The following is an 18,857-nucleotide window of genomic DNA, read 5'->3' as shown; positions in this document are numbered from 1 at the left end:
AAAACCGTCTTCGTCTGTTCGACCTTGACTCGGTTGATGCAAGTATCATTGAAGATGGGATTGACTTTGATAAGACAGATATTGCTCGTAATTTGACTCTATTCCTTTATCCAGATGATAGCAATAAGCAAGGTGAATTGCTCCGTATCTTCCAACAATACTTTATGGTGTCAAATGGTGCACAATTGATTATTGATGAAGCGATTGAAAAAGGTAGCAATCTTCATGACTTGGCTGACTATGCTGTTATCCAAATCAACGATACACACCCATCTATGGTCATTCCAGAGATGATTCGTCTTTTGACAGAACGTGGTATTTCTCTTGATGAAGCAATCAATATCGTTAAGAATATGACGGCTTATACAAACCATACCATTCTTGCTGAAGCGCTTGAAAAATGGCCGCTTGAATTCTTGGAAGAAGTTGTTCCACACTTGGTTCCAATTATCAAAGAATTGGATAAGCGCGTGAAGGCTGAATACGCAGATCCAGCTGTTCAAATTATTGATGAACATGATCGTGTACACATGGCTCACATGGACATTCACTATGGATATAGTGTCAATGGGGTTGCTGCTCTTCATACAGAAATTTTGAAAAACTCAGAACTCAAGGCCTTTTACGACATTTATCCAGAAAAATTCAACAATAAAACAAACGGAATCACCTTCCGTCGCTGGCTCATGCACGCAAATCCACGTTTGTCAAATTATATTGATAGCTTGATTGGTCGCGATTGGCACCATGATGCTTCAAAATTAGAAGACTTACTTGAATTTTCTGGTAAGGCTGATGTGAAAGCTGAACTTGAAAAAATCAAAGCTCACAACAAACGGAAATTAGCTCGTCACTTGAAAGAGCACCAAGGTGTTGAAATCAATCCTGAATCGATCTTTGATATCCAAATCAAACGCCTTCACGAGTACAAACGCCAACAAATGAATGCTCTTTATGTCATTCACAAATATTTGGATATCAAGGCTGGAAACATTCCTGCGTGTCCAATTACAGTCTTCTTTGGTGGGAAAGCTGCTCCAGCATACACGATTGCGCAAGATATTATTCATTTAATCCTTTGCTTGTCAGAAGTAATTGCTAACGACCCAGAAGTTTCTCCATACTTGCAAGTCGTCATGGTTGAAAACTACAATGTAACAGCAGCTAGCTTCTTAATTGCAGCCGGTGACATTTCTGAGCAAATCTCCCTTGCTTCTAAAGAAGCTTCAGGTACTGGTAACATGAAATTCATGCTAAATGGTGCTTTAACGCTTGGTACTTCAGACGGTGCGAATGTTGAAATTCATGAATTAGTCGGCGATGACAATATTTATATCTTCGGTGAAGATTCTGAAACAGTTATTGATTTGTATGCCAAAGAAGCTTATAAGTCAAGTGAATTCTATGCTCGTAAAGCAATCAAACCGCTGGTTGATTTCATTGTCAGCGATGCCGTTCTTGCAGTTGGTAAGAAAGAGCGCTTGGAGCGACTTTACAATGAATTAATCAACAAAGACTGGTTCATGACGCTTCTTGACTTGGAAGATTATATCGAAACAAAAGAACGCATGTTTGCGGATTATGAAGACCGTGATGTTTGGCTTGAAAAAGTTCTTGTCAATATTGCAAAAGCAGGCTTCTTCTCTGCTGACCGTACGATTGCTCAATATAACGATGAAATTTGGCATTTGAACTAGTTCAATAGCGAATAGGCCCCTTGATTGGTAGTTGAGGGGCTTTTGTTTGAAAAAAATAAAGGACACTAGTGAAACTTTTGTTTATTTTTGTTGCCATTTTTGACTGCGTACGTTATAATAAATAAAACTGAAAACTTTTTCACAACGAGGAGGATTATTGTGAAAAAACGACCAATTTATCTATATGTCTTGCTGACACTATCAGCCATTCTATCATCTTTTACATTTGTAGGAACCTTTTTTGGCAGTGAAAAAATAACGAATACAAGTTCTTATAAAGGACTGTCTGAAACGGTTGTGAAGCAAATCGTGGAAGTAACTGAAAGAAGTCTTGTCTTTCTTCATAATATTCCGCATAAAATATTAGTTGTCCTTTCAATTTTATTGTTGATTGCTGCTATTGTGTTTATCGTCAAGAAAAACATTTTATACGCTAATTTTGCCTATATTGCTTATGTGTTATTAGGAATTATTGGGACAATTTACAATTATATCGGTGGTATGCCACTCAACAATCTTTATAAAGATCAAACGATGCGTGCCACAGCAATCTCATCGACAAGAGTTTTGACCATTATTTATTTTGCATTTAATATTCTTTTCCTTGTTATTGTCTTTTTCAAGATGAAACGGCAGCAACAAGACTTAGCAAAAGAAGAATTACAATAGTTGACAAAACATATCTATCAGCTTAAAATTTTAAGAGAATGATAGATGTGTTTTATTTTTAGAAAGTGAGAAAATATGAAGATTTCCTTAGTTTATATTAGTTTAAGTGGCAACACAGCGAGTTTTATCAAACGTTTGTCTGCTTTTTTGCAAGAGCGACATGAAGATGCCGAGATTGAGCAGGTGGATATAAAAGATATGGTGAAAGAGGAGCGACCATTTTACGCCATGTCTCAGTTCTTTGTAGCCTTTTTACCAACCTACTTAGAAGGTGGAAATGGTTTGGATAATGGAGATGTAGAGATTCTTACCAATGATTTAGGTGACTTTATCGCTTTTGAAGAGAATTACAAGCGCTGTTTTGGCATTGTTGGTAGTGGTAATCGTAATTTTAACAACCAATATTGTTTAACAGCAAAGCAATATGCAGAGCGATTTGGCTTTCCAGTCTTGGACACATTTGAACTTCGTGGCTTGAATGAAGATGTCAAACGAATTGGTCTGAAAATTGAAGAATTATACGGAATGTAATAAAAAATCCTATCGTTGTAAATACCGATAGGATTTTTTGATAGGGTTAGAAAATTACATTTTTTCTGGAGCATCAACGCCGAGAAGACGAAGAGATTCTTTTAGAACAACAGCTGTTGCGTAGCTGAGAGCCAGACGGCTGTCACGTTCAGGGCTTTCGTCCAAGATACGAGTGTGTGCGTAGAATTTGTTAAATGCTTGTGCAAGACTGATCGCATATTTTGCAATGAGTGATGGGTCATAATTGTCAGCTGCACGTTTGACAACACGGGCAAAATCTTGTAGCAGTTTAATGATTTCCCAACTTTCAGCATCATCTAGGCTGTATGTTGCTTCAGCACTTGGCTTGAAGTCAGCCTTGCGAAGGATTGATTGGATACGTGCATAAGCGTATTGGATGTATGGACCTGTTTCTCCTTCAAAGGATACCATGGCTTCCAAATCAAAGTCGTAACCGTTGCGACGGTCTGTTTTTAAATCGTAGAATTTAACAGCTCCTACCCCGACAGCACGAGCAACAGCCTCTTTGTTTTCAAGGTCAGGATTTTTGGCTTCAATTTGTGACTGAGCACGATTGATAGCTTCTTGAAGGGTTGGCTCAAGAAGGATGATATTTCCTTTACGTGTAGACAATTTTTGGCGGTTCTTTGTGACCAATCCAAAGTCTACGTGAATCATATCATCGCTCCAGTCAAATCCCATCTTCTTCAAAACGGCTTTTAATTGTCTGAAGTGATTCGCTTGTTCTTGACCTACAGCATAAATGTTTTTAACGAAGTTGTAAGTGCGAGCACGGTACATAGCTGTCGCAATATCACGTGTAATGTAAAGTGTTGCTCCGTCAGATTTCTTAATCATAGCTGGTGGCAGATTAACATCATCAAGGTTGACAATGCTAGCTCCTTTAGACTCTTCCAACAATCCTTTTTCTTCAAGGATTTTGATACCTTCGTCCATCTTGTCATTATAGAAGGCTTCACCAGCTAGACTATCGAATTCAACGCCAAGCAATTTGTAGATACGGTTAAATTCTTTCAGACTTTCGTCGCGGAACCATTGCCACAATTCAGTAGCTTCAGGATCACCGTCTTCTAATTTTTTGAACCAGAGGCGACCTTCATCATCAAGCTCAGGATCTGTTTCGATTTCCGCATTGATACGAACGTACAGTTTCAGCAATTCATCAATTGGATTTGCTTCGACGGCTTCTTTGCTACCCCATTTTTTATAGGCCACCATTAAAAGACCGAATTGTTTTCCCCAGTCACCTAAGTGATTGATTTTAATGGTGTTGTAACCCAATTTACGGAAGATATTAGAAAGGGCATCACCGATAACAGTTGAGCGCAAATGACCAACTGAAAATGGTTTTGCAATGTTTGGACTGGAGAGGTCAATGGTGATATTTTCTCCATTTCCTTCATTTTGCTGCCCATAGTTATTTCCTTCTTTTACAATTTCTTTGATAACTTGAGCTGAAATTTTTGATTTATCAAGGAAGAAATTAACATAAGGACCAGTTGCCACTACTTTTTCAAAGTTTGTTGAGTCAATTTTTTCTGCAATATCTGCTGCAATCGCTTGAGGCGCTTTTCGTTCTACTTTCGCTAAAGAAAAGGCAGGAAAAGCGATATCACCTAAATCTGAGCTTTTGGGTTTTTCTAGTAAATTTAAAATAGCGTCTTGGTCTAAGCTGTCAATGACCTTAGCCAATTCACTTGCAATCAATTGTTTATTATCCATGGTTTCTCCTTTGGTCTTTTACTAGTATTTTAACATATTTTTTGACGAATCTTCAATTTTTTTGGTATAATTTTGAGTATAAATATACATTATTGAGGATAAAATGAAAAAGAGTGAACGTCATAAACTAATTAAGCGAATGATTAAGGAAGAAAAACTGAGTACACAAAAAGATATTCAGGATCGTTTAAAGGCACAAGGCATCATTGTAACACAGACAACCCTCTCTCGGGACTTACGTGAAATTGGATTGACGAAAGCCAAGAAAAACAATGAAGTTTATTATGTTTTAGCAGATGAAACAAATAAAATCGATTTGGTTGAGTTCTTGTCTTATCATGTAGAGGGCGTTTCTCGGGCGGAATTTTCCTTGGTTCTTCATACTCGCTTAGGGGATGCTTCTATTCTGGCTAACTTTGTGGATGCCAATAAAGGTGAGCTGATTTTAGGAACGGTAGCAGGAGCTAACACGCTCTTAGTGATCTGTCGTGATACAGCAGCTGCAAAACAAATGGAAGAGCAGCTTCTTGAGAAAATGGATTAAGAGGAGAAGATGATGGAGCTGAGATAGAAGCGCTCAGCTTCCTTTATTTATATAGTTCTAATGACAAGATGTAGTGTGAGTGGGATGACGAAATCAAGTGTCTCCGAAATATTTAATTTCTGTCCGACTCTCATTGCTATTTAATAAACGGAAAGGCTGAGAATGACAAAAGAAAAACTATCTCCGGGAATGCAACAGTATTTAGATATAAAAAAAGATTATCCAGATGCTTTTTTGCTATTTCGTATGGGAGATTTTTATGAATTATTCTATGAAGATGCGATCAATGCAGCACAGATTTTAGAAATTGCTCTGACTAGCCGTAATAAAAATTCGGAAAATCCAATCCCGATGGCAGGAGTTCCCTACCATTCGGTGCAACAGTATATTGATGTTTTAATTGAAGCAGGCTATAAAGTTGCGATTGCAGAGCAAATGGAAGATCCTAAAAAAGCGGTTGGAGTAGTCAAACGCGAAGTAGTACAGGTGATTACGCCGGGGACAGTAGTTGATTCTTCAAAACCAGACAGTCAGAATAACTTTTTAGTGGCTTTGGATAAGCTGTCAGGTATATATGGGCTGGCTTATATGGATGTGGGAACGGGTGAATTTCAGGTCACAAGTCTTAGTGACTTTAACATGGTCTGTGGAGAAATCCGAAACTTGCGAGCGCGTGAAGTGGTCTTAGGGTATGAATTGTCTGAAATGGAGCGCCAAGTATTGGAGATTCAAATGAATCTCCTTTTATCGCAAGTAGAAACTACATTTGATGATGTTCAGCTACTAGGAAAGGACTTGTCGCCGCTAGAGCGCCAAGTAGCTGGAAAGTTATTACAGTATGTTCATAAAACGCAGCTACGTGAGCTTAGTCATTTGAAACAAGTTCATCATTATGAAATCAAAGATTTCTTGCAGATGGATTACTCAACTATGGCAAGTCTGGATTTAACAGAGAATGCTCGGACAGGAAAGAAGCACGGGAGCCTTTATTGGCTGATGGATGAGACTAAGACAGCTATGGGAACACGATTGTTGAGAGCGTGGATTCAACGTCCGTTGATTGATAAAGAGCGAATCGTCAAGCGGCAGGATGTAGTGCAAGTCTTTTTAGATCATTTCTTTGAACGCAGTGACTTATCAGACACTCTCAAAGGAGTGTATGATATTGAGCGTTTAGCCAGTCGGGTTTCGTTTGGCAAGACCAATCCGAAAGATCTATTACAACTTGCTGCGACATTGAGTCATGTACCACAAATTAAGGGAATCTTAAAAGGAATTGACAGCCCAGTTTTGGAAGATTTGATTGCCAAATTGGATGAAATTCCTGAATTGGCAAACTTGATTCAGTTGGCAATTTCGCCGGATGCTCCAAATGTCATTACAGAGGGTAATATTATTAAAACAGGTTTTGATGAAACCTTGGACAAGTATCGAGTGGTCATGCGAGATGGAACGAGCTGGATTGCAGATATTGAGGCGAAAGAAAGAGAAGCTAGTGGAATTAACAACCTGAAGATTGATTACAATAAAAAAGATGGTTATTATTTCCATGTCACCAATTCTCAGCTTGAACATGTTCCCAGTCATTTTTTCCGCAAGGCAACTTTGAAAAATTCGGAGCGTTTTGGTACGGAAGAACTGGCTCGTATTGAAGGTGAGATGTTGGAAGCGCGTGAAAAATCAGCTAATTTGGAATACGAGATTTTTATGCGCATTCGTGAGGAAGCTGGTAAATATATCAAACGCCTGCAATCCTTGGCGCAAACTCTGGCAACGGTTGATGTGCTGCAAAGCTTTGCAGCTGTAGCAGAAAAGCAACATTTTGTGAGACCAGAATTTATTGAGCAGCGCTCTATCCAAATTGATAAAGGGCGGCATGCGGTCGTAGAAAAAGTTATGGGTGCACAAACCTATATTCCTAATAGCATTTCAATGGATGAGAATGTTAATGTTCAGCTAATTACAGGCCCAAATATGAGTGGGAAGTCAACTTATATGCGGCAGTTAGCGATTATTGTGATTATGGCTCAAATGGGCTCTTATGTTTCAGCCGAAAGTGCCCAATTGCCGATTTTTGATGCAATCTTTACTCGAATTGGTGCAGCTGATGACTTGGTTTCTGGACAATCAACCTTTATGGTGGAAATGATGGAAGCGAACCATGCTATTTCTCAAGCAACAGAAAATTCACTCATTCTTTTTGATGAGTTAGGAAGAGGAACAGCTACCTATGATGGCATGGCGCTTGCTCAAGCTATTATTGAGTATATTCACAATCAGACAGGAGCCAAGACACTTTTTGCGACTCACTATCACGAGTTGACAGAACTGTCAACTAGCTTGACACAACTAGAAAATGTCCATGTAGCAACCCTAGAAAAAGATGGTCAAGTAACATTTCTTCATAAGATTGAGGTTGGACCTGCTGATAAATCTTATGGGATTCATGTATCAAAAATTGCAGGTTTGCCAAATGATTTGTTGACAAGAGCGGATCAAATATTGACACGATTAGAAAGCCAAGCAAATGAGAAGTCATCTTTTGGCATCTCTAATACATTGCCTGCGGATGCTCGTGAAAAAAATCAAGTGGCTGAGCAGATGTCTTTATTTACAGAAACAACTGAATCACCTATTTTAGACGAGTTGCGCCAGTTGGACATTTATAATATGACCCCAATGGAAGTGATGTTGGCTGTGGCAGAGATAAAGAAGAAACTTTAAAATGTTGAAGCTATAGTGGATGTGACTGGCTGACAGCTTAATTTGCTGAAATGTCATACCAGAATTGCAGCTAGGGTCTCATCTTCAAACCACAACAATTTAGTAAGCTATGATCGTTTTCTATCAATCTGCATTCTAAGTTGGGCTCAAATAACCGCCGTGAGTTTTTGCACAGCGGTTATTTCTTGCTATTTGCTTTGTTTGTTTAAGTGATGATTGATTTTTTCAATTTTCTTTTTAGTCAGATAAGACAGGATTGCCCAAAGGATGAGATAAACAACAGTAAATTCTAAAATCAGCTGTAAGATAAAAATGGGTTTGCTTGGGAACCAGCCGGCCAGAAGAGCTAGAGGAATAAATCCTAAAATCATAAGTCCATAATGGCAGATAGTTGCTTTGAGGATGCTCCAATCTTTTTTGAAAAGCTCTTTTCCTAGGCTAAAGAGCAAGCCAATAAAGCTCCAGATAACTGCGCAATAGAGCACAACTAAAGCTTCATGAATATGGTGCTGTTCCATCCAAAGACCAACTGCTGAATAAGGATTAAGTGGATGATAGACAGGAGCAAAAAAGTAAGAATAGATGGTGGATAGGAGTAGCCCGATTACAGTGCCTCCTAGAGCATCTCTGAATAATGTTTTTTTCATAGCTGTAATTTCTCCTTTATGACTTTGAGATAACGGCGAGATGAATAAGTTATCTGACCGTTTTTCATTGCAATCTGAATCAGACCACTACCAGTCAATTTCAGATGATTGATATGTTCGATGTTAATGATTTCAGATTGGGAAATCTGTAGAAAATCAGTGGGAAGCAATTCCAAAACTTGATAAAGTGGAAGCCCTAAGAGATAAGTGTCTGTCGCTGTTTCAACCCAAACTTGGCGGTTTTCAGTGTAAATTCTCTGAATTTCAGCAGTATCTAATAGGTAAATCTCCTCCTCTTTTTTGGCTCGAATGGTTTTAGTGCTACCGAGATGTTGAGCAAATGTCAGTAGTTGTTGAACGGAATCCGACAAAGCAGGCGCTTCAATAATGATCTTTTCTTCTGAAAATTTTTCATCAATATGCAATTGAACTTTCATAAACATCCCTTCTTTCTAGATTGTATCTTGCCTGCTGCTGACTTTCGTTGCAAGGAGGATTCGTTTTTCCTAAGTCTATTAAACATTATTTTAGCTAGGAAAACAAGAGCTTTTGCCTAAGTGGTTGCTTTGCCTGTTTATTTGGTCCTTTCTAGGAAACGATGTGTGTTCCTCTCACACCAGACTTCTGATAGAAAAACAGCTTTATGTTATAATAATAGCTAGAATACTTACGGAGAAAACTATGTCAAAAATTATTGAACTACCAGAAAATCTTGCTAATCAGATTGCAGCAGGTGAGGTTATTGAGCGACCTAGCAGCGTTGTCAAGGAGTTAATAGAAAATTCTATTGATGCTGGTGCCACTCAGATTATAGTTGAGATTGAAGAAGCGGGACTCAGGAGCATTCAAGTCATTGATAATGGTGAAGGAATTGAGCATGAGGAGGTTTCCTTGGCTTTACGGCGGCATGCTACTAGTAAAATCAAGAAACAAGCCGACCTTTTTCGAATTCGGACATTGGGCTTTCGGGGCGAGGCACTTCCATCCATTGCCTCTGTTTCACGTTTGACGATTGAAACTGCGACAAGTAGTGGTGCACATGGAACGCTTCTGATTGCGCAAGGTGGAGAAGTTGAGACTTTAGAGCCAAGTAGCTGTCCTAGGGGCACCAAAATCAAAGTGGAAGACCTTTTTTTCAACACGCCTGCTCGCTTGAAATATATGAAAAGTCAACAAGCGGAACTATCTCACATTGTAGATGTGATTAACCGTTTGAGCTTGGCTCATCCGGAGGTCGCTTTCACTCTTGTTAATGACGGTAAAGAGATGACACGGACAGCAGGAACAGGAAATCTGCGTCAAGCAATTGCTGGCATTTATGGACTGACAACAGCCAAAAAAATGATTGAAATTTTAGCATCTGATTTGGATTTTGAAGTATCAGGCTATATTAGTTTGCCAGAATTAACAAGGGCTAATCGGAATTACATTACTATCCTCATCAATGGTCGCTACATCAAGAATTTCCTACTCAATCGAGCTATTTTAGATGGATATGGTAGCAAGCTCATGGTGGGACGTTTTCCGATTGCTGTGATTGATATTCGGATTGACCCATATCTTGCTGATGTCAATGTTCACCCGACCAAGCAAGAAGTGCGGATTTCAAAGGAGCGAGAGCTCATGGTCTTGATATCGCAAGCTATTGCTGCAAGTTTGAAAGAGCAAGATTTGATTCCGGACGCATTAGAGAATTTAGCCAAATCAACCATTAACCGAGCAATTAAGCCTGAACAGACCAGCCTCCCTCTCAAAGAGAACCGACTTTATTACGATAAAGAAAGAAATGACTTCTTTGTGAAACCACAAGTGTCAGAAGCTCAACCTTCTTTTGAGGAATCTGCCCGATTAGACCAACAATCTGCTGATACAGATGAACTCAATTCAAAAGCTGCTTCTGTCAAATTTGCAGAAAGGCAATCTCCTTCTTACAATCAACTAGATCATCCAGAGCTGGATCAGGCGAGCTTAGAGAGAGCTTTAGATAAGCTAAATGGAGAAGAAACTTCAACGTTTCCAGAATTGGAATATTTCGGGCAAATGCACGGCACCTACCTTTTTGCTCAAGGAAACGGTGGCCTTTATATTATTGACCAACATGCAGCTCAAGAGCGAGTAAAGTACGAATATTACCGTGAAAAAATCGGAGATGTAGATGCTAGTCAGCAGCAGCTTCTGGTTCCCTATATCTTTGAATTTCCAGCTGATGATATGTTGCGTCTGAAACAACGAATGACTCTTTTAGAAGAAGTCGGTGTTTTCCTTGAAGAATACGGAACTAATCAATTTATTCTTCGTGAACATCCCATTTGGCTTAAGGAAGAGGAGATCGAATCAGGTATTTATGAGATGTGCGATATGCTGCTTCTAACCAAGGAAGTCTCTATCAAGAAATATCGCGCTGAGCTGGCTATTATGATGAGTTGCAAACGCTCTATTAAAGCCAATCACAGTTTAGATGACTATTCAGCGCGTGATTTGATTTTTCAGTTATCACAATGCGACAATCCCTACAACTGCCCTCACGGTCGTCCCGTTTTGGTCAACTTCACCAAATCTGATATGGGAAAAATGTTCCGTCGGATTCAGGAAAACCATACTAGCCTGAGAGAATTGGGCAAGTATTAAAACTATTTATAAAAGCTCTAAAACAGAGAGTGGGACGATGAAATCAGTAGTTTCGTAGAAACTTGATTTCATCGTCCCACCTCCGCACAGCTCGAAAGGTTTGGGGAACCCTTCGAGGCTGGAAATAAAGTCAAGTGAAACTTGGGTCAAAAGGACTGGAAAAGTTGAGTTATCAACGTATTAGAGTCCACTCAGCAGTGATTGATTGGCACTAAAGTGCCTAATCAATTGTGCATGGGAAACTCTACATTGACTAAAGTCACTAGAGCTTCTTCAAACCACTGCGTCTTATAATTCTGACTATATAAACAAAAGAAGCTGAGCACTTTTGTCTCAGCTTCTGTTTTTAAGATTTTATCTGTAAGTGAGTTTCAGCAGTGATTTAAGATGTTTGGCTATAGGAATGGGGTTCTTGATGTTCAGCACTTTCTACTCTAAAGTTAGTTATCTGATCCAAGTAAGTTTTCTTGATGGTCAGATACCTCTTGCAGGCTAAGGCTGCGCCGGCAGATAGAAAGAAGAGGAAAAAGATGAGGGATGGATTCCAGGGAAGATAGAGTCCTCCTGCGAAAAAGAAGAGGGTGATGGCCAGAAAAAGGATATAGAGGACGTTGACCAGACCAAAGCTTCTGACCTCCTGTTGATAGCCCTCGCTTTCCGAAGTAGTCCACTTGGGTCTGGCTTCTTTCTCATCTGCCTGATCCAGTAGCAGATAATCCGTCGTCACCTGAAAGATTTTGCTCAGTTCGATGACCTTCTCGATTTCCGGCAGGGCCTGAGCAGATTCCCACTTGGAGATGCTCTGCCGGGAGACATTGACCTTTTCCGCCAGTTGATCCTGAGACCAGCCTCTTTCCTTTCGCAGTTCAAAAATTCGTTTATTGATTTGCATTTGCTAAATCTCCTTTCATATTTCTCTACTTGTATTGTACCATGATTGAGAGAACTTGAACATATAGCCAGCTTTCCTTTTTGTCAACCGGAGGTTGCGCTTTTATTTGCAGTTTCTGCGCTCAGAATATGATATACTAAAAGGGTTGAAAAGGAGAAGTCATGTACGAATATTTTAAAGGAATTTTAAGTAAAATCACAGCCAAATATATTGTAGTGGAGGTGGGGCAAATTGGCTATATCCTGCATGTGGCAAATCCCTATGCCTATTCAGGTCAGGTCAATCAGGAGATTCAAGTTTTTGTTCATCAGGTGGTCAGAGAGGATGCCCAGCTCCTCTACGGTTTTCGCACAGAGGATGAAAAGCAGCTTTTTCTCAATTTGATTTCGGTTTCTGGTATTGGACCTGTTTCTGCTCTTGCGATAATCGCTGCCGATGATAATGCCGGTTTGGTGCAGGCTATTGAGCAGAAAAACATCACTTATCTGACAAAATTTCCTAAAATCGGCAAAAAAACAGCCCAGCAGATGGTGCTGGACTTAGAAGGCAAGGTTGTGGCAACAGGTGTTGCTCCTAAGCAAGTTGCTGTTGCAGCTACTAGTGACAATCAAGAATTGGAAGAAGCCATGGAAGCCATGCTAGCTCTGGGATACAAGGCGGCTGAACTCAAGAAAATTAAGAAATTCTTTGAAGGAACCAATGATACCGCGGAAAACTATATCAAATCTGCCCTCAAAATGCTGGTAAAATAAAGGAGAAAAGATGAAACGATGTAGCTGGGTAAAAGAGAATAACCCTTTATATGTCGCTTATCATGACCAAGAGTGGGGGATTCCTTTGCATGATGAGCAGGCTTTATTTGAGTTGCTCTGCCTAGAGACCTATCAGGCAGGACTGTCTTGGGAGACTATTCTTAATAAACGAGCAGCCTTCCGACAAGCTTTTCATGGCTATGATGTTCATCAGGCGGCAGTCATGACAGATGCGGAGTTAGAAGGCATTTTACAAAATCCTGCCGTCGTCCGAAATCGTCGAAAAATCTATGCAACACGTGCCAACGCCCGAGCTTTTCTGAAAATACAGGCAGAATTTGGCAGTTTTGATCATTATATCTGGTCTTTTGTAGACTTTACACCGATTGACAATCCTGTCAAGGACTACAAGCAGATGCCCTCCAAGACTCCATTGTCTGAAAAACTGGCTAAAGATATGAAGAGACGAGGCTTTGAATTTGTAGGACCAGTCTGTGTCTATTCTTTCCTGCAGGCGGCAGGTCTCGTCAATGACCATGAGGAGACTTGCGAGTTTAATCCAGCAAGAAAAACAATCAAACGATTTTAATAGCTTTGCTATCTTTTATGTGAGCAGTCAGTGCAATATTTATTGACCGATACTGTTTTATATTTTTCGTAATATTGTTGTATTTATGATGATATGACATCACTACAAAACCATGACCAAAGTTCCAATCGTAATCAAAATGCTGCCAAACAAGGATTTCATAGTAAAATCCTCGTGGAGAAAGATAAAAGCAAGAATGAGTGTGAGGACAACACTAAGTTTATCAATAGGAAGACCTTGGATGCTTCTCCCTCCTGCAATGCTCGGTAATAACAGAGCCAGGAAGCGCCCGTCGCCAATCCATATAAAATCAAGGAAATCCAACTTTTCTTGCTGATGTTAGCAAGACCGAGTTGCCCTTTGGTCAAAAAGACCATACCCCCAAGCCATTAAAACAACGACCACTGTCCGAATAGCTGTCGCTAGATTAGAATTGACGCCAGAAATCCCGATTTTGGCTAAGATATAAGATAGATGTTAGTGCTGCAAATAAAGCAGAAAGAAATGCAAAAACTGCCCACATCATTAAATCTCCTTAAATGTTTTGTTTTCTTTATTTTATCACATTTGATTCTATCTAACACAGCAAACTAAAGGCACTCAGGCAGTACAAAATTGTCTGTTTTTTTATATAAACCCTAGTTTTGCTAAGCTAATCCTCATTTTTGAAGAGGCTGGGCGAAAGTCTCCAACTTCAAAGTATATAAAGCGATAAATCAATGATGTAGTAGCTGATTGCTCAAAGCACGGCTTTGTGGTGATGCGAAGCAAGTCTCAGGGTATTAGCTTTTCAAGCTCGCAAAAACACTTTTGACGAAAACTTTATTTTCTTTATCCACCGTCTCAACAGTCTCCCAGACTGTTGAGCAAGCTTGCGGAGGTGAGATTACGAACTAAAAATTTTCAAGATGAGTTCTACCTCACTCCCATAATCGAGGTAATCATATTATTGATGTGACACAATTATAGTTATAAATTAGAAGGCTGGCAATTCCAGACTTTTTCTTTTTGAAAAATTCTTAGTCTTATCAATTTGCTTACAGATTCTTTTCTTAAAATGAAGTTTTTAAGATTTTTTGTGATAAAATAAAATCAATTGCGAATAGTAAGGTAGGAGGTTCTATGAAAGCAGAAATTATTGCTGTGGGTACTGAAATTCTGACAGGTCAGATTGTCAATACAAATGCCCGATTTTTATCGGAAAAATTAGCGAGTCTGGGTGTAGATGTGTATTTCCAAACAGCGGTTGGAGATAATGAAGCTCGTCTGTTATCCATTTTAGAAATTGCTCGAAATCGTAGTAATTTGGTCATCTTAACTGGAGGATTAGGCCCAACAGAAGATGACTTGACTAAGCAAACTTTGGCAAAATTCTTAAATCGTAGGTTGGTATTTGACCGAATGGCTACGGAGAAATTGGACCACTTTTTCGCAAGTCGACCGGATTATGCTCGAACACCAAATAATGAGCGGCAAGCTCAGATAGTGGAAGGATCGACTCCTCTCCAAAACGAAACCGGACTTGCGGTGGGAGGCGTGATTGAAGTCGGTGGTGTGACTTATGTTGTTCTCCCCGGACCGCCTAGTGAATTAAAGCCTATGGTAGATAATGAGCTGGTTCCGCTGTTAGCAACTGGTCAAAAATTGTATTCAAGAGTCTTGCGATTCTTTGGTATCGGTGAAAGTCAATTAGTAACCCTTTTAGGAGATTTAATTGATAATCAGACCGATCCGACCATTGCTCCTTATGCTAAGACGGGAGAGGTGACATTGCGATTGTCCACCAAGGCTGCTAGTCAAAATGAAGCAGATATTAAGTTTGCCCATTTAGAAAAGAAAATTTTAGCTGTACAGACTTTTGAGAAACAACATTTAGCAGATCTTTTCTATGCTTATGGAGATGATAATTCTCTGGGACAAACAGCTTTTGAACTGTTGAGAAGAGCAGGAAAGACCGTCACAGCAGCTGAAAGTTTGACTGCAGGACTCTTTCAAGCAACTTTGGCAAACTTTGCTGGAGCCTCCAATGTTTTTAGTGGTGGCTTTGTTACCTACAGTATGGAGGAAAAGAGCCGAATGCTGGGCATTCCCTTGACAGACTTAGAAAAGCATGGGGTAGTTTCAGCTTTTACAGCGGAGAAAATGGCTGAGCAGGCAAGAAAATTGACCGCTAGTGACTATGCGGTGAGCTTGACAGGTGTGGCAGGTCCAGACAGCTTAGAAGGACATCCAGCAGGGACAGTTTATATCGGTTTAGCAACCACAGGGGATGTTCAGTCTATTAAGGTTAATATTGCCGGTCGCAGTCGGACAGATGTACGTAAAATAGCCGTTCTGCATGCTTTCAATCTGCTACGAAAAACTTTATTAAAAAACGAAAATATGCTACAATAATTAGATAGGCAAAAAAATAATTTATCATTATACAGGAGAAATAAATGGCGAAAAAACAAAAAAAATTAGAAGAAATTTCAAAGAAATTTGGCGAGGAACGTCAAAAAGCGCTAGACACTGCACTTAAAAATATTGAAAAAGATTTTGGTAAGGGAGCAATTATGCGCCTAGGTGAGCGTGCTGAACAAAAAGTTCAAGTCATGAGTTCAGGTAGTTTGGCATTAGATATCGCTCTTGGTGCAGGAGGGTATCCAAAGGGGCGGATTATTGAAATCTATGGACCAGAGTCTTCTGGTAAGACGACCGTAGCTCTTCATGCGGTGGCGCAGGCTCAAAAAGAAGGCGGTATTGCAGCTTTTATTGATGCAGAACACGCTCTTGATCCAGCTTATGCGCAGGCTCTTGGGGTTAATATTGATGAACTCTTACTTTCTCAACCTGACTCAGGCGAGCAAGGCCTTGAAATTGCTGGTAAATTGATTGACTCTGGTGCGATAGATTTGGTAGTTATTGACTCCGTGGCCGCCCTCGTACCGCGTGCTGAAATTGACGGAGACATTGGAGATAGCCACGTTGGCTTGCAAGCGCGGATGATGAGTCAAGCTATGCGTAAATTGTCTGCTTCTATTAACAAAACGAAGACAATTGCGATTTTCATCAACCAATTGCGTGAAAAAGTTGGTATTATGTTTGGAAATCCAGAAACAACACCTGGTGGTCGTGCCTTGAAATTCTATGCGTCTGTTCGTTTGGATGTTCGCGGAAATACCCAAATCAAGGGAACTGGTGATGAAAAAGATACCAATGTTGGTAAGGAAACTAAGATTAAGGTTGTGAAGAATAAGGTTGCTCCGCCATTCAAGGAAGCTTTCGTAGAAATCATGTATGGTGAAGGAATTTCTAAAACAGGCGAGTTGATTAAAATTGCGACAGACCTTGATATTATCAAAAAAGCGGGTGCTTGGTATTCTTATAATGATGAAAAGATTGGTCAAGGGTCTGAAAATGCTAAGAAATACTTGGCGGATCATCCAGAAATTTTTGATGAAATTGATCATAAAGTTCGAGTGCATTACGGTTTGATTGAGGATGATGCTGAAGATGAAAAAAATGCAGAAGCAACCAAATCAACAAACAAAGTAGAGGAAGTCACACTAGATTTGGATGACGCGATTGAGATTGAGGAATAATTTTTTAAAAATAGGTCGCAAGACGGAGGGATTTTGTGGTATAATATAGTATGATAATAGTACCGTGTGGCGAAAGGAGTACTTACATGATTACAATTTATACTGTCTCAAGTTGCACTAGTTGTAAAAAAGCAAAAACATGGCTCAATGCTCACCAGTTAACTTATAAAGAACAAAATCTTGGTAAAGAAGGGATTACAAAAGAAGAGTTGTTAGATATTCTAACAAAAACTGAAAATGGAGTTGCAAGTATTGTGTCTTCAAAAAATCGTTATGCAAAAGGTTTAGGCGTAGATATCGAAGAATTGAGTGTGAGTGAAGTGATTGATTTGATTATGGAAACGCCACGTATTTTGAAAAGTCCTATTCTAGTAGATGATAAACGTCTTCAAGTAGGATACAAAGAAGATGATATTCGTGCATTCTTACCTCGCTCGGTTCGTAATGTTGAAAATACAGAAGCGCGTTTACGCGCAGCCTTGTAAAGAGTGGAATTTCCACTCTTTTTTTATTTCGATGTTTATTGATATTAAAAATATGATAAAATAAAGAATGAGGAGGAGTTAATCTATGAAAAGAAGCCTGATTCTATTAACCATTATTCTTACAGTCTTAGCAGGATGTGGTCAAAAAAAAGAAACAAAATCAAAAACAAGCAAGCAATCAATTGATAGTACGTTGCCAGTTATTGCAAACGCTGAAAAAGAAACAGTTGTGACAAAAACCTTATCATTCCCTAAAACAGCTGAAGGGATTCAACAAACACAAACAATTACTTACAAAGGCGATCAATTTTTAAGTTTAACGATTGAGCAAATCATGCCGATGAAAGAAGAAATGAAAAAAGTAGTTGCGGAAGTTGGAGTTGCTGAAGCGCAAAAATTATTGGAGAAATCTTTGGCTGAAGATGAAAAATTTACACAAGCAAAAAGTTTGGAAGGTTTTTCGACCTCTTTGGAAATTATAAATGATCAAGAATTGAAGCGAGTTCATACTTTTGATTTTCAAGTTTTGGATGTTAATAAGGCCGCTGATACTGAATATTTAAAAAATATGAAATTAAAAGAATTTTTAAAAATGAAACCAAAAGAATATGTTGAAAATCAGATTGCGAGTGGTGCAACGGAAGTCAATCAATAACTGTCAATCATTGGTTGCCTTTTTAGACAGGCCGTTTTGACAACGCTTACAAAAGATGGTATACTATTCTTATAAAGCTCTAAAATACAAGGAGGATATTTTTATGAGAAAATCGGTTGTTTTGTTAGGAGCAAGTTTGTTGCTGCTCACAGCTTGTGGTCAAAAATCCGGTCAGAATCAGTCAGGGGATAGTAAGACTGGTTCGAGTGTTGTGAAAAAGGATTCTGTTGTGACCAAGTCTTTTCAACAAAAACAGACTGTCCAAGGGATTGAACAAACACTTACGCAAACTATTTCTTATGAAGGAAAAACCTTTAAGAAGTTTGTGATAAATCTTGAACAAATACTTCCTGAAAATATGAAGAGTGTATTAGCGGGTCAAGATTTAGAAAGCACTAAGCCGCACTTGATTTCTGCTTTTGAAAAGGCCGCAGGATTGGATAAATTTAAGTCTTTGGGCGGTGTTGATGTTAAAACAGACATTACAAAAGACTATATTATTAAAGTTACAATCAATATTGATATGAGCAAAATCAACCTTGATGAAGCATCAAAACTAGATACATATGGCTCTATGTTTTCAACTATTAAAAATTTAACACCAAAACAATATATTGAGTCTGTCAAGGCAGCTGGAGCTAAAGAAGTTGCAAATCCATGATTTTATAGGTGTATAATGAAACAAAAAGAGGCTGGGACAAAAGTCCTTAACCTCGT

General features: G+C 39.1%; 17 protein-coding genes and 1 pseudogene. 13 read left to right on the top strand and 5 right to left on the bottom strand.

Annotated elements, in window-relative coordinates:
* From glgP to nrdI, 3 genes are all read left to right on the top strand, one after another.
* A partial coding sequence (gene glgP, locus HMPREF2887_RS04850; RefSeq protein ID WP_084740760.1) for a glycogen/starch/alpha-glucan family phosphorylase occupies nucleotides 1-1,697 on the top strand: 1,697 nt, incomplete at its 5' end.
* Between the two features lie 159 nt (nucleotides 1,698-1,856).
* The gene (locus HMPREF2887_RS04845; protein WP_003027812.1) at nucleotides 1,857-2,366 is read left to right on the top strand and encodes an ABC transporter permease; all 510 of its coding nucleotides are present in this window, start codon (nucleotides 1,857-1,859) and stop codon (nucleotides 2,364-2,366) included.
* Between the two features lie 75 nt (nucleotides 2,367-2,441).
* Nucleotides 2,442-2,897, top strand: a complete 456-nt coding sequence (nrdI, locus tag HMPREF2887_RS04840; protein ID WP_021002207.1) for a class Ib ribonucleoside-diphosphate reductase assembly flavoprotein NrdI — start codon at nucleotides 2,442-2,444, stop codon at nucleotides 2,895-2,897.
* Between the two features lie 54 nt (nucleotides 2,898-2,951).
* Here nrdI and argS read toward each other — a convergent pair whose 3' ends face one another.
* Nucleotides 2,952-4,640, bottom strand: coding sequence for an arginine--tRNA ligase (gene argS / locus HMPREF2887_RS04835; protein ID WP_021002206.1), 1,689 nt, complete (start codon nucleotides 4,638-4,640; stop codon nucleotides 2,952-2,954).
* Nucleotides 4,641-4,743: 103 nt separating this feature from the next.
* On the opposite strand from argS, the gene argR reads away from it, so the two are divergent.
* Together argR and mutS are read left to right on the top strand one after the other, a co-directional pair.
* Nucleotides 4,744-5,184: an arginine repressor gene (argR, locus tag HMPREF2887_RS04830; protein ID WP_003027809.1), complete on the top strand. Its 441-nt coding sequence runs from the start codon at nucleotides 4,744-4,746 to the stop codon at nucleotides 5,182-5,184.
* Nucleotides 5,185-5,346: 162 nt separating this feature from the next.
* The gene (gene mutS, locus HMPREF2887_RS04825; protein WP_084740757.1) at nucleotides 5,347-7,908 is read left to right on the top strand and encodes a DNA mismatch repair protein MutS; all 2,562 of its coding nucleotides are present in this window, start codon (nucleotides 5,347-5,349) and stop codon (nucleotides 7,906-7,908) included.
* 188 nt (nucleotides 7,909-8,096) lie between these two features.
* Here the strand turns inward: mutS and HMPREF2887_RS04820 are convergent, their stop codons facing one another.
* Together HMPREF2887_RS04820 and HMPREF2887_RS04815 are read right to left on the bottom strand one after the other, a co-directional pair.
* Nucleotides 8,097-8,555, bottom strand: a complete 459-nt coding sequence (locus HMPREF2887_RS04820; RefSeq protein WP_021002204.1) for a DUF3021 domain-containing protein — start codon at nucleotides 8,553-8,555, stop codon at nucleotides 8,097-8,099.
* Nucleotides 8,552-8,992 carry a LytTR family DNA-binding domain-containing protein gene (locus HMPREF2887_RS04815; RefSeq protein WP_041784066.1) on the bottom strand — a complete coding sequence of 147 codons (441 nt, stop codon included), beginning with the start codon at nucleotides 8,990-8,992 and terminating at the stop codon, nucleotides 8,552-8,554. The genes HMPREF2887_RS04820 and HMPREF2887_RS04815 overlap by 4 nt, the downstream gene beginning before the upstream one ends.
* A 244-nt stretch (nucleotides 8,993-9,236) precedes the next feature.
* On the opposite strand from HMPREF2887_RS04815, the gene mutL reads away from it, so the two are divergent.
* Entirely contained in the window at nucleotides 9,237-11,183 is a 1,947-nt protein-coding gene (gene mutL, locus HMPREF2887_RS04810; RefSeq protein WP_003026650.1) for a DNA mismatch repair endonuclease MutL, read from the top strand.
* Nucleotides 11,184-11,565: 382 nt separating this feature from the next.
* On the opposite strand, the gene HMPREF2887_RS04805 is transcribed toward mutL, so the two are convergent.
* On the bottom strand, nucleotides 11,566-12,075 hold the full coding sequence (locus HMPREF2887_RS04805) for a helix-turn-helix domain-containing protein (protein ID WP_003026648.1): 510 nt from the start codon (nucleotides 12,073-12,075) through the stop codon (nucleotides 11,566-11,568).
* Between the two features lie 161 nt (nucleotides 12,076-12,236).
* Between HMPREF2887_RS04805 and ruvA the strand changes: the two genes are divergently transcribed.
* Together ruvA and HMPREF2887_RS04795 are read left to right on the top strand one after the other, a co-directional pair.
* Nucleotides 12,237-12,827, top strand: coding sequence for a Holliday junction branch migration protein RuvA (gene ruvA / locus HMPREF2887_RS04800; protein WP_021002202.1), 591 nt, complete (start codon nucleotides 12,237-12,239; stop codon nucleotides 12,825-12,827).
* 10 nt (nucleotides 12,828-12,837) lie between these two features.
* Nucleotides 12,838-13,416, top strand: a complete 579-nt coding sequence (locus HMPREF2887_RS04795; protein WP_084740754.1) for a DNA-3-methyladenine glycosylase I — start codon at nucleotides 12,838-12,840, stop codon at nucleotides 13,414-13,416.
* Between the two features lie 102 nt (nucleotides 13,417-13,518).
* Here the strand turns inward: HMPREF2887_RS04795 and HMPREF2887_RS04790 are convergent.
* Nucleotides 13,519-13,939 (bottom strand): annotated as a pseudogene (locus HMPREF2887_RS04790) (EamA family transporter).
* Between the two features lie 599 nt (nucleotides 13,940-14,538).
* On the opposite strand from HMPREF2887_RS04790, the gene HMPREF2887_RS04780 reads away from it, so the two are divergent.
* The 5 genes from HMPREF2887_RS04780 (at nucleotide 14,539) to HMPREF2887_RS04760 (ending at nucleotide 18,801) form a co-directional block, all read left to right on the top strand.
* Nucleotides 14,539-15,810, top strand: a complete 1,272-nt coding sequence (locus HMPREF2887_RS04780; RefSeq protein WP_021002200.1) for a competence/damage-inducible protein A — start codon at nucleotides 14,539-14,541, stop codon at nucleotides 15,808-15,810.
* A gap of 44 nt (nucleotides 15,811-15,854) precedes the next feature.
* Complete coding sequence (gene recA, locus HMPREF2887_RS04775) at nucleotides 15,855-17,000, top strand: recombinase RecA (protein ID WP_021002199.1); 1,146 nt, start codon at nucleotides 15,855-15,857, stop codon at nucleotides 16,998-17,000.
* Between the two features lie 86 nt (nucleotides 17,001-17,086).
* Nucleotides 17,087-17,485, top strand: coding sequence for a transcriptional regulator Spx (gene spx, locus HMPREF2887_RS04770; protein ID WP_003026638.1), 399 nt, complete (start codon nucleotides 17,087-17,089; stop codon nucleotides 17,483-17,485).
* Nucleotides 17,486-17,570: 85 nt separating this feature from the next.
* On the top strand, nucleotides 17,571-18,140 hold the full coding sequence (locus HMPREF2887_RS04765; RefSeq protein ID WP_003026634.1) for an SP0191 family lipoprotein: 570 nt from the start codon (nucleotides 17,571-17,573) through the stop codon (nucleotides 18,138-18,140).
* Between the two features lie 103 nt (nucleotides 18,141-18,243).
* The gene (locus HMPREF2887_RS04760; RefSeq protein ID WP_003026633.1) at nucleotides 18,244-18,801 is read left to right on the top strand and encodes an SP0191 family lipoprotein; all 558 of its coding nucleotides are present in this window, start codon (nucleotides 18,244-18,246) and stop codon (nucleotides 18,799-18,801) included.
* Nucleotides 18,802-18,857 lie beyond the last annotated feature (56 nt).

The sequence above is a fragment of the Streptococcus sp. HMSC071H03 genome (assembly GCF_001813035.1).
GTDB lineage: Bacteria > Bacillota > Bacilli > Lactobacillales > Streptococcaceae > Streptococcus > Streptococcus anginosus.
Note: the sequence above shows the minus strand (reverse complement) of the source record. Positions and strands in the feature narration are given on the sequence as shown.

Excerpts from the sequence above, each read along its gene's own strand:
- nrdI (WP_021002207.1), top strand. The coding sequence starts at position 2,442 with ATGAAGATTTCCTTAGTTTATATTAGTTTAAGTGGCAACACAGCGAGT.
- ruvA (WP_021002202.1), top strand. The coding sequence starts at position 12,237 with ATGTACGAATATTTTAAAGGAATTTTAAGTAAAATCACAGCCAAATAT.
- argR (WP_003027809.1), top strand. The coding sequence starts at position 4,744 with ATGAAAAAGAGTGAACGTCATAAACTAATTAAGCGAATGATTAAGGAA.
- HMPREF2887_RS04805 (WP_003026648.1), bottom strand. The coding sequence starts at position 12,075 with ATGCAAATCAATAAACGAATTTTTGAACTGCGAAAGGAAAGAGGCTGG.
- mutS (WP_084740757.1), top strand. The coding sequence starts at position 5,347 with ATGACAAAAGAAAAACTATCTCCGGGAATGCAACAGTATTTAGATATA.
- recA (WP_021002199.1), top strand. The coding sequence starts at position 15,855 with ATGGCGAAAAAACAAAAAAAATTAGAAGAAATTTCAAAGAAATTTGGC.
- HMPREF2887_RS04820 (WP_021002204.1), bottom strand. The coding sequence starts at position 8,555 with ATGAAAAAAACATTATTCAGAGATGCTCTAGGAGGCACTGTAATCGGG.
- spx (WP_003026638.1), top strand. The coding sequence starts at position 17,087 with ATGATTACAATTTATACTGTCTCAAGTTGCACTAGTTGTAAAAAAGCA.
- HMPREF2887_RS04765 (WP_003026634.1), top strand. The coding sequence starts at position 17,571 with ATGAAAAGAAGCCTGATTCTATTAACCATTATTCTTACAGTCTTAGCA.
- HMPREF2887_RS04815 (WP_041784066.1), bottom strand. The coding sequence starts at position 8,992 with ATGAAAGTTCAATTGCATATTGATGAAAAATTTTCAGAAGAAAAGATC.
- HMPREF2887_RS04795 (WP_084740754.1), top strand. The coding sequence starts at position 12,838 with ATGAAACGATGTAGCTGGGTAAAAGAGAATAACCCTTTATATGTCGCT.
- HMPREF2887_RS04760 (WP_003026633.1), top strand. The coding sequence starts at position 18,244 with ATGAGAAAATCGGTTGTTTTGTTAGGAGCAAGTTTGTTGCTGCTCACA.
- argS (WP_021002206.1), bottom strand. The coding sequence starts at position 4,640 with ATGGATAATAAACAATTGATTGCAAGTGAATTGGCTAAGGTCATTGAC.
- HMPREF2887_RS04780 (WP_021002200.1), top strand. The coding sequence starts at position 14,539 with ATGAAAGCAGAAATTATTGCTGTGGGTACTGAAATTCTGACAGGTCAG.
- mutL (WP_003026650.1), top strand. The coding sequence starts at position 9,237 with ATGTCAAAAATTATTGAACTACCAGAAAATCTTGCTAATCAGATTGCA.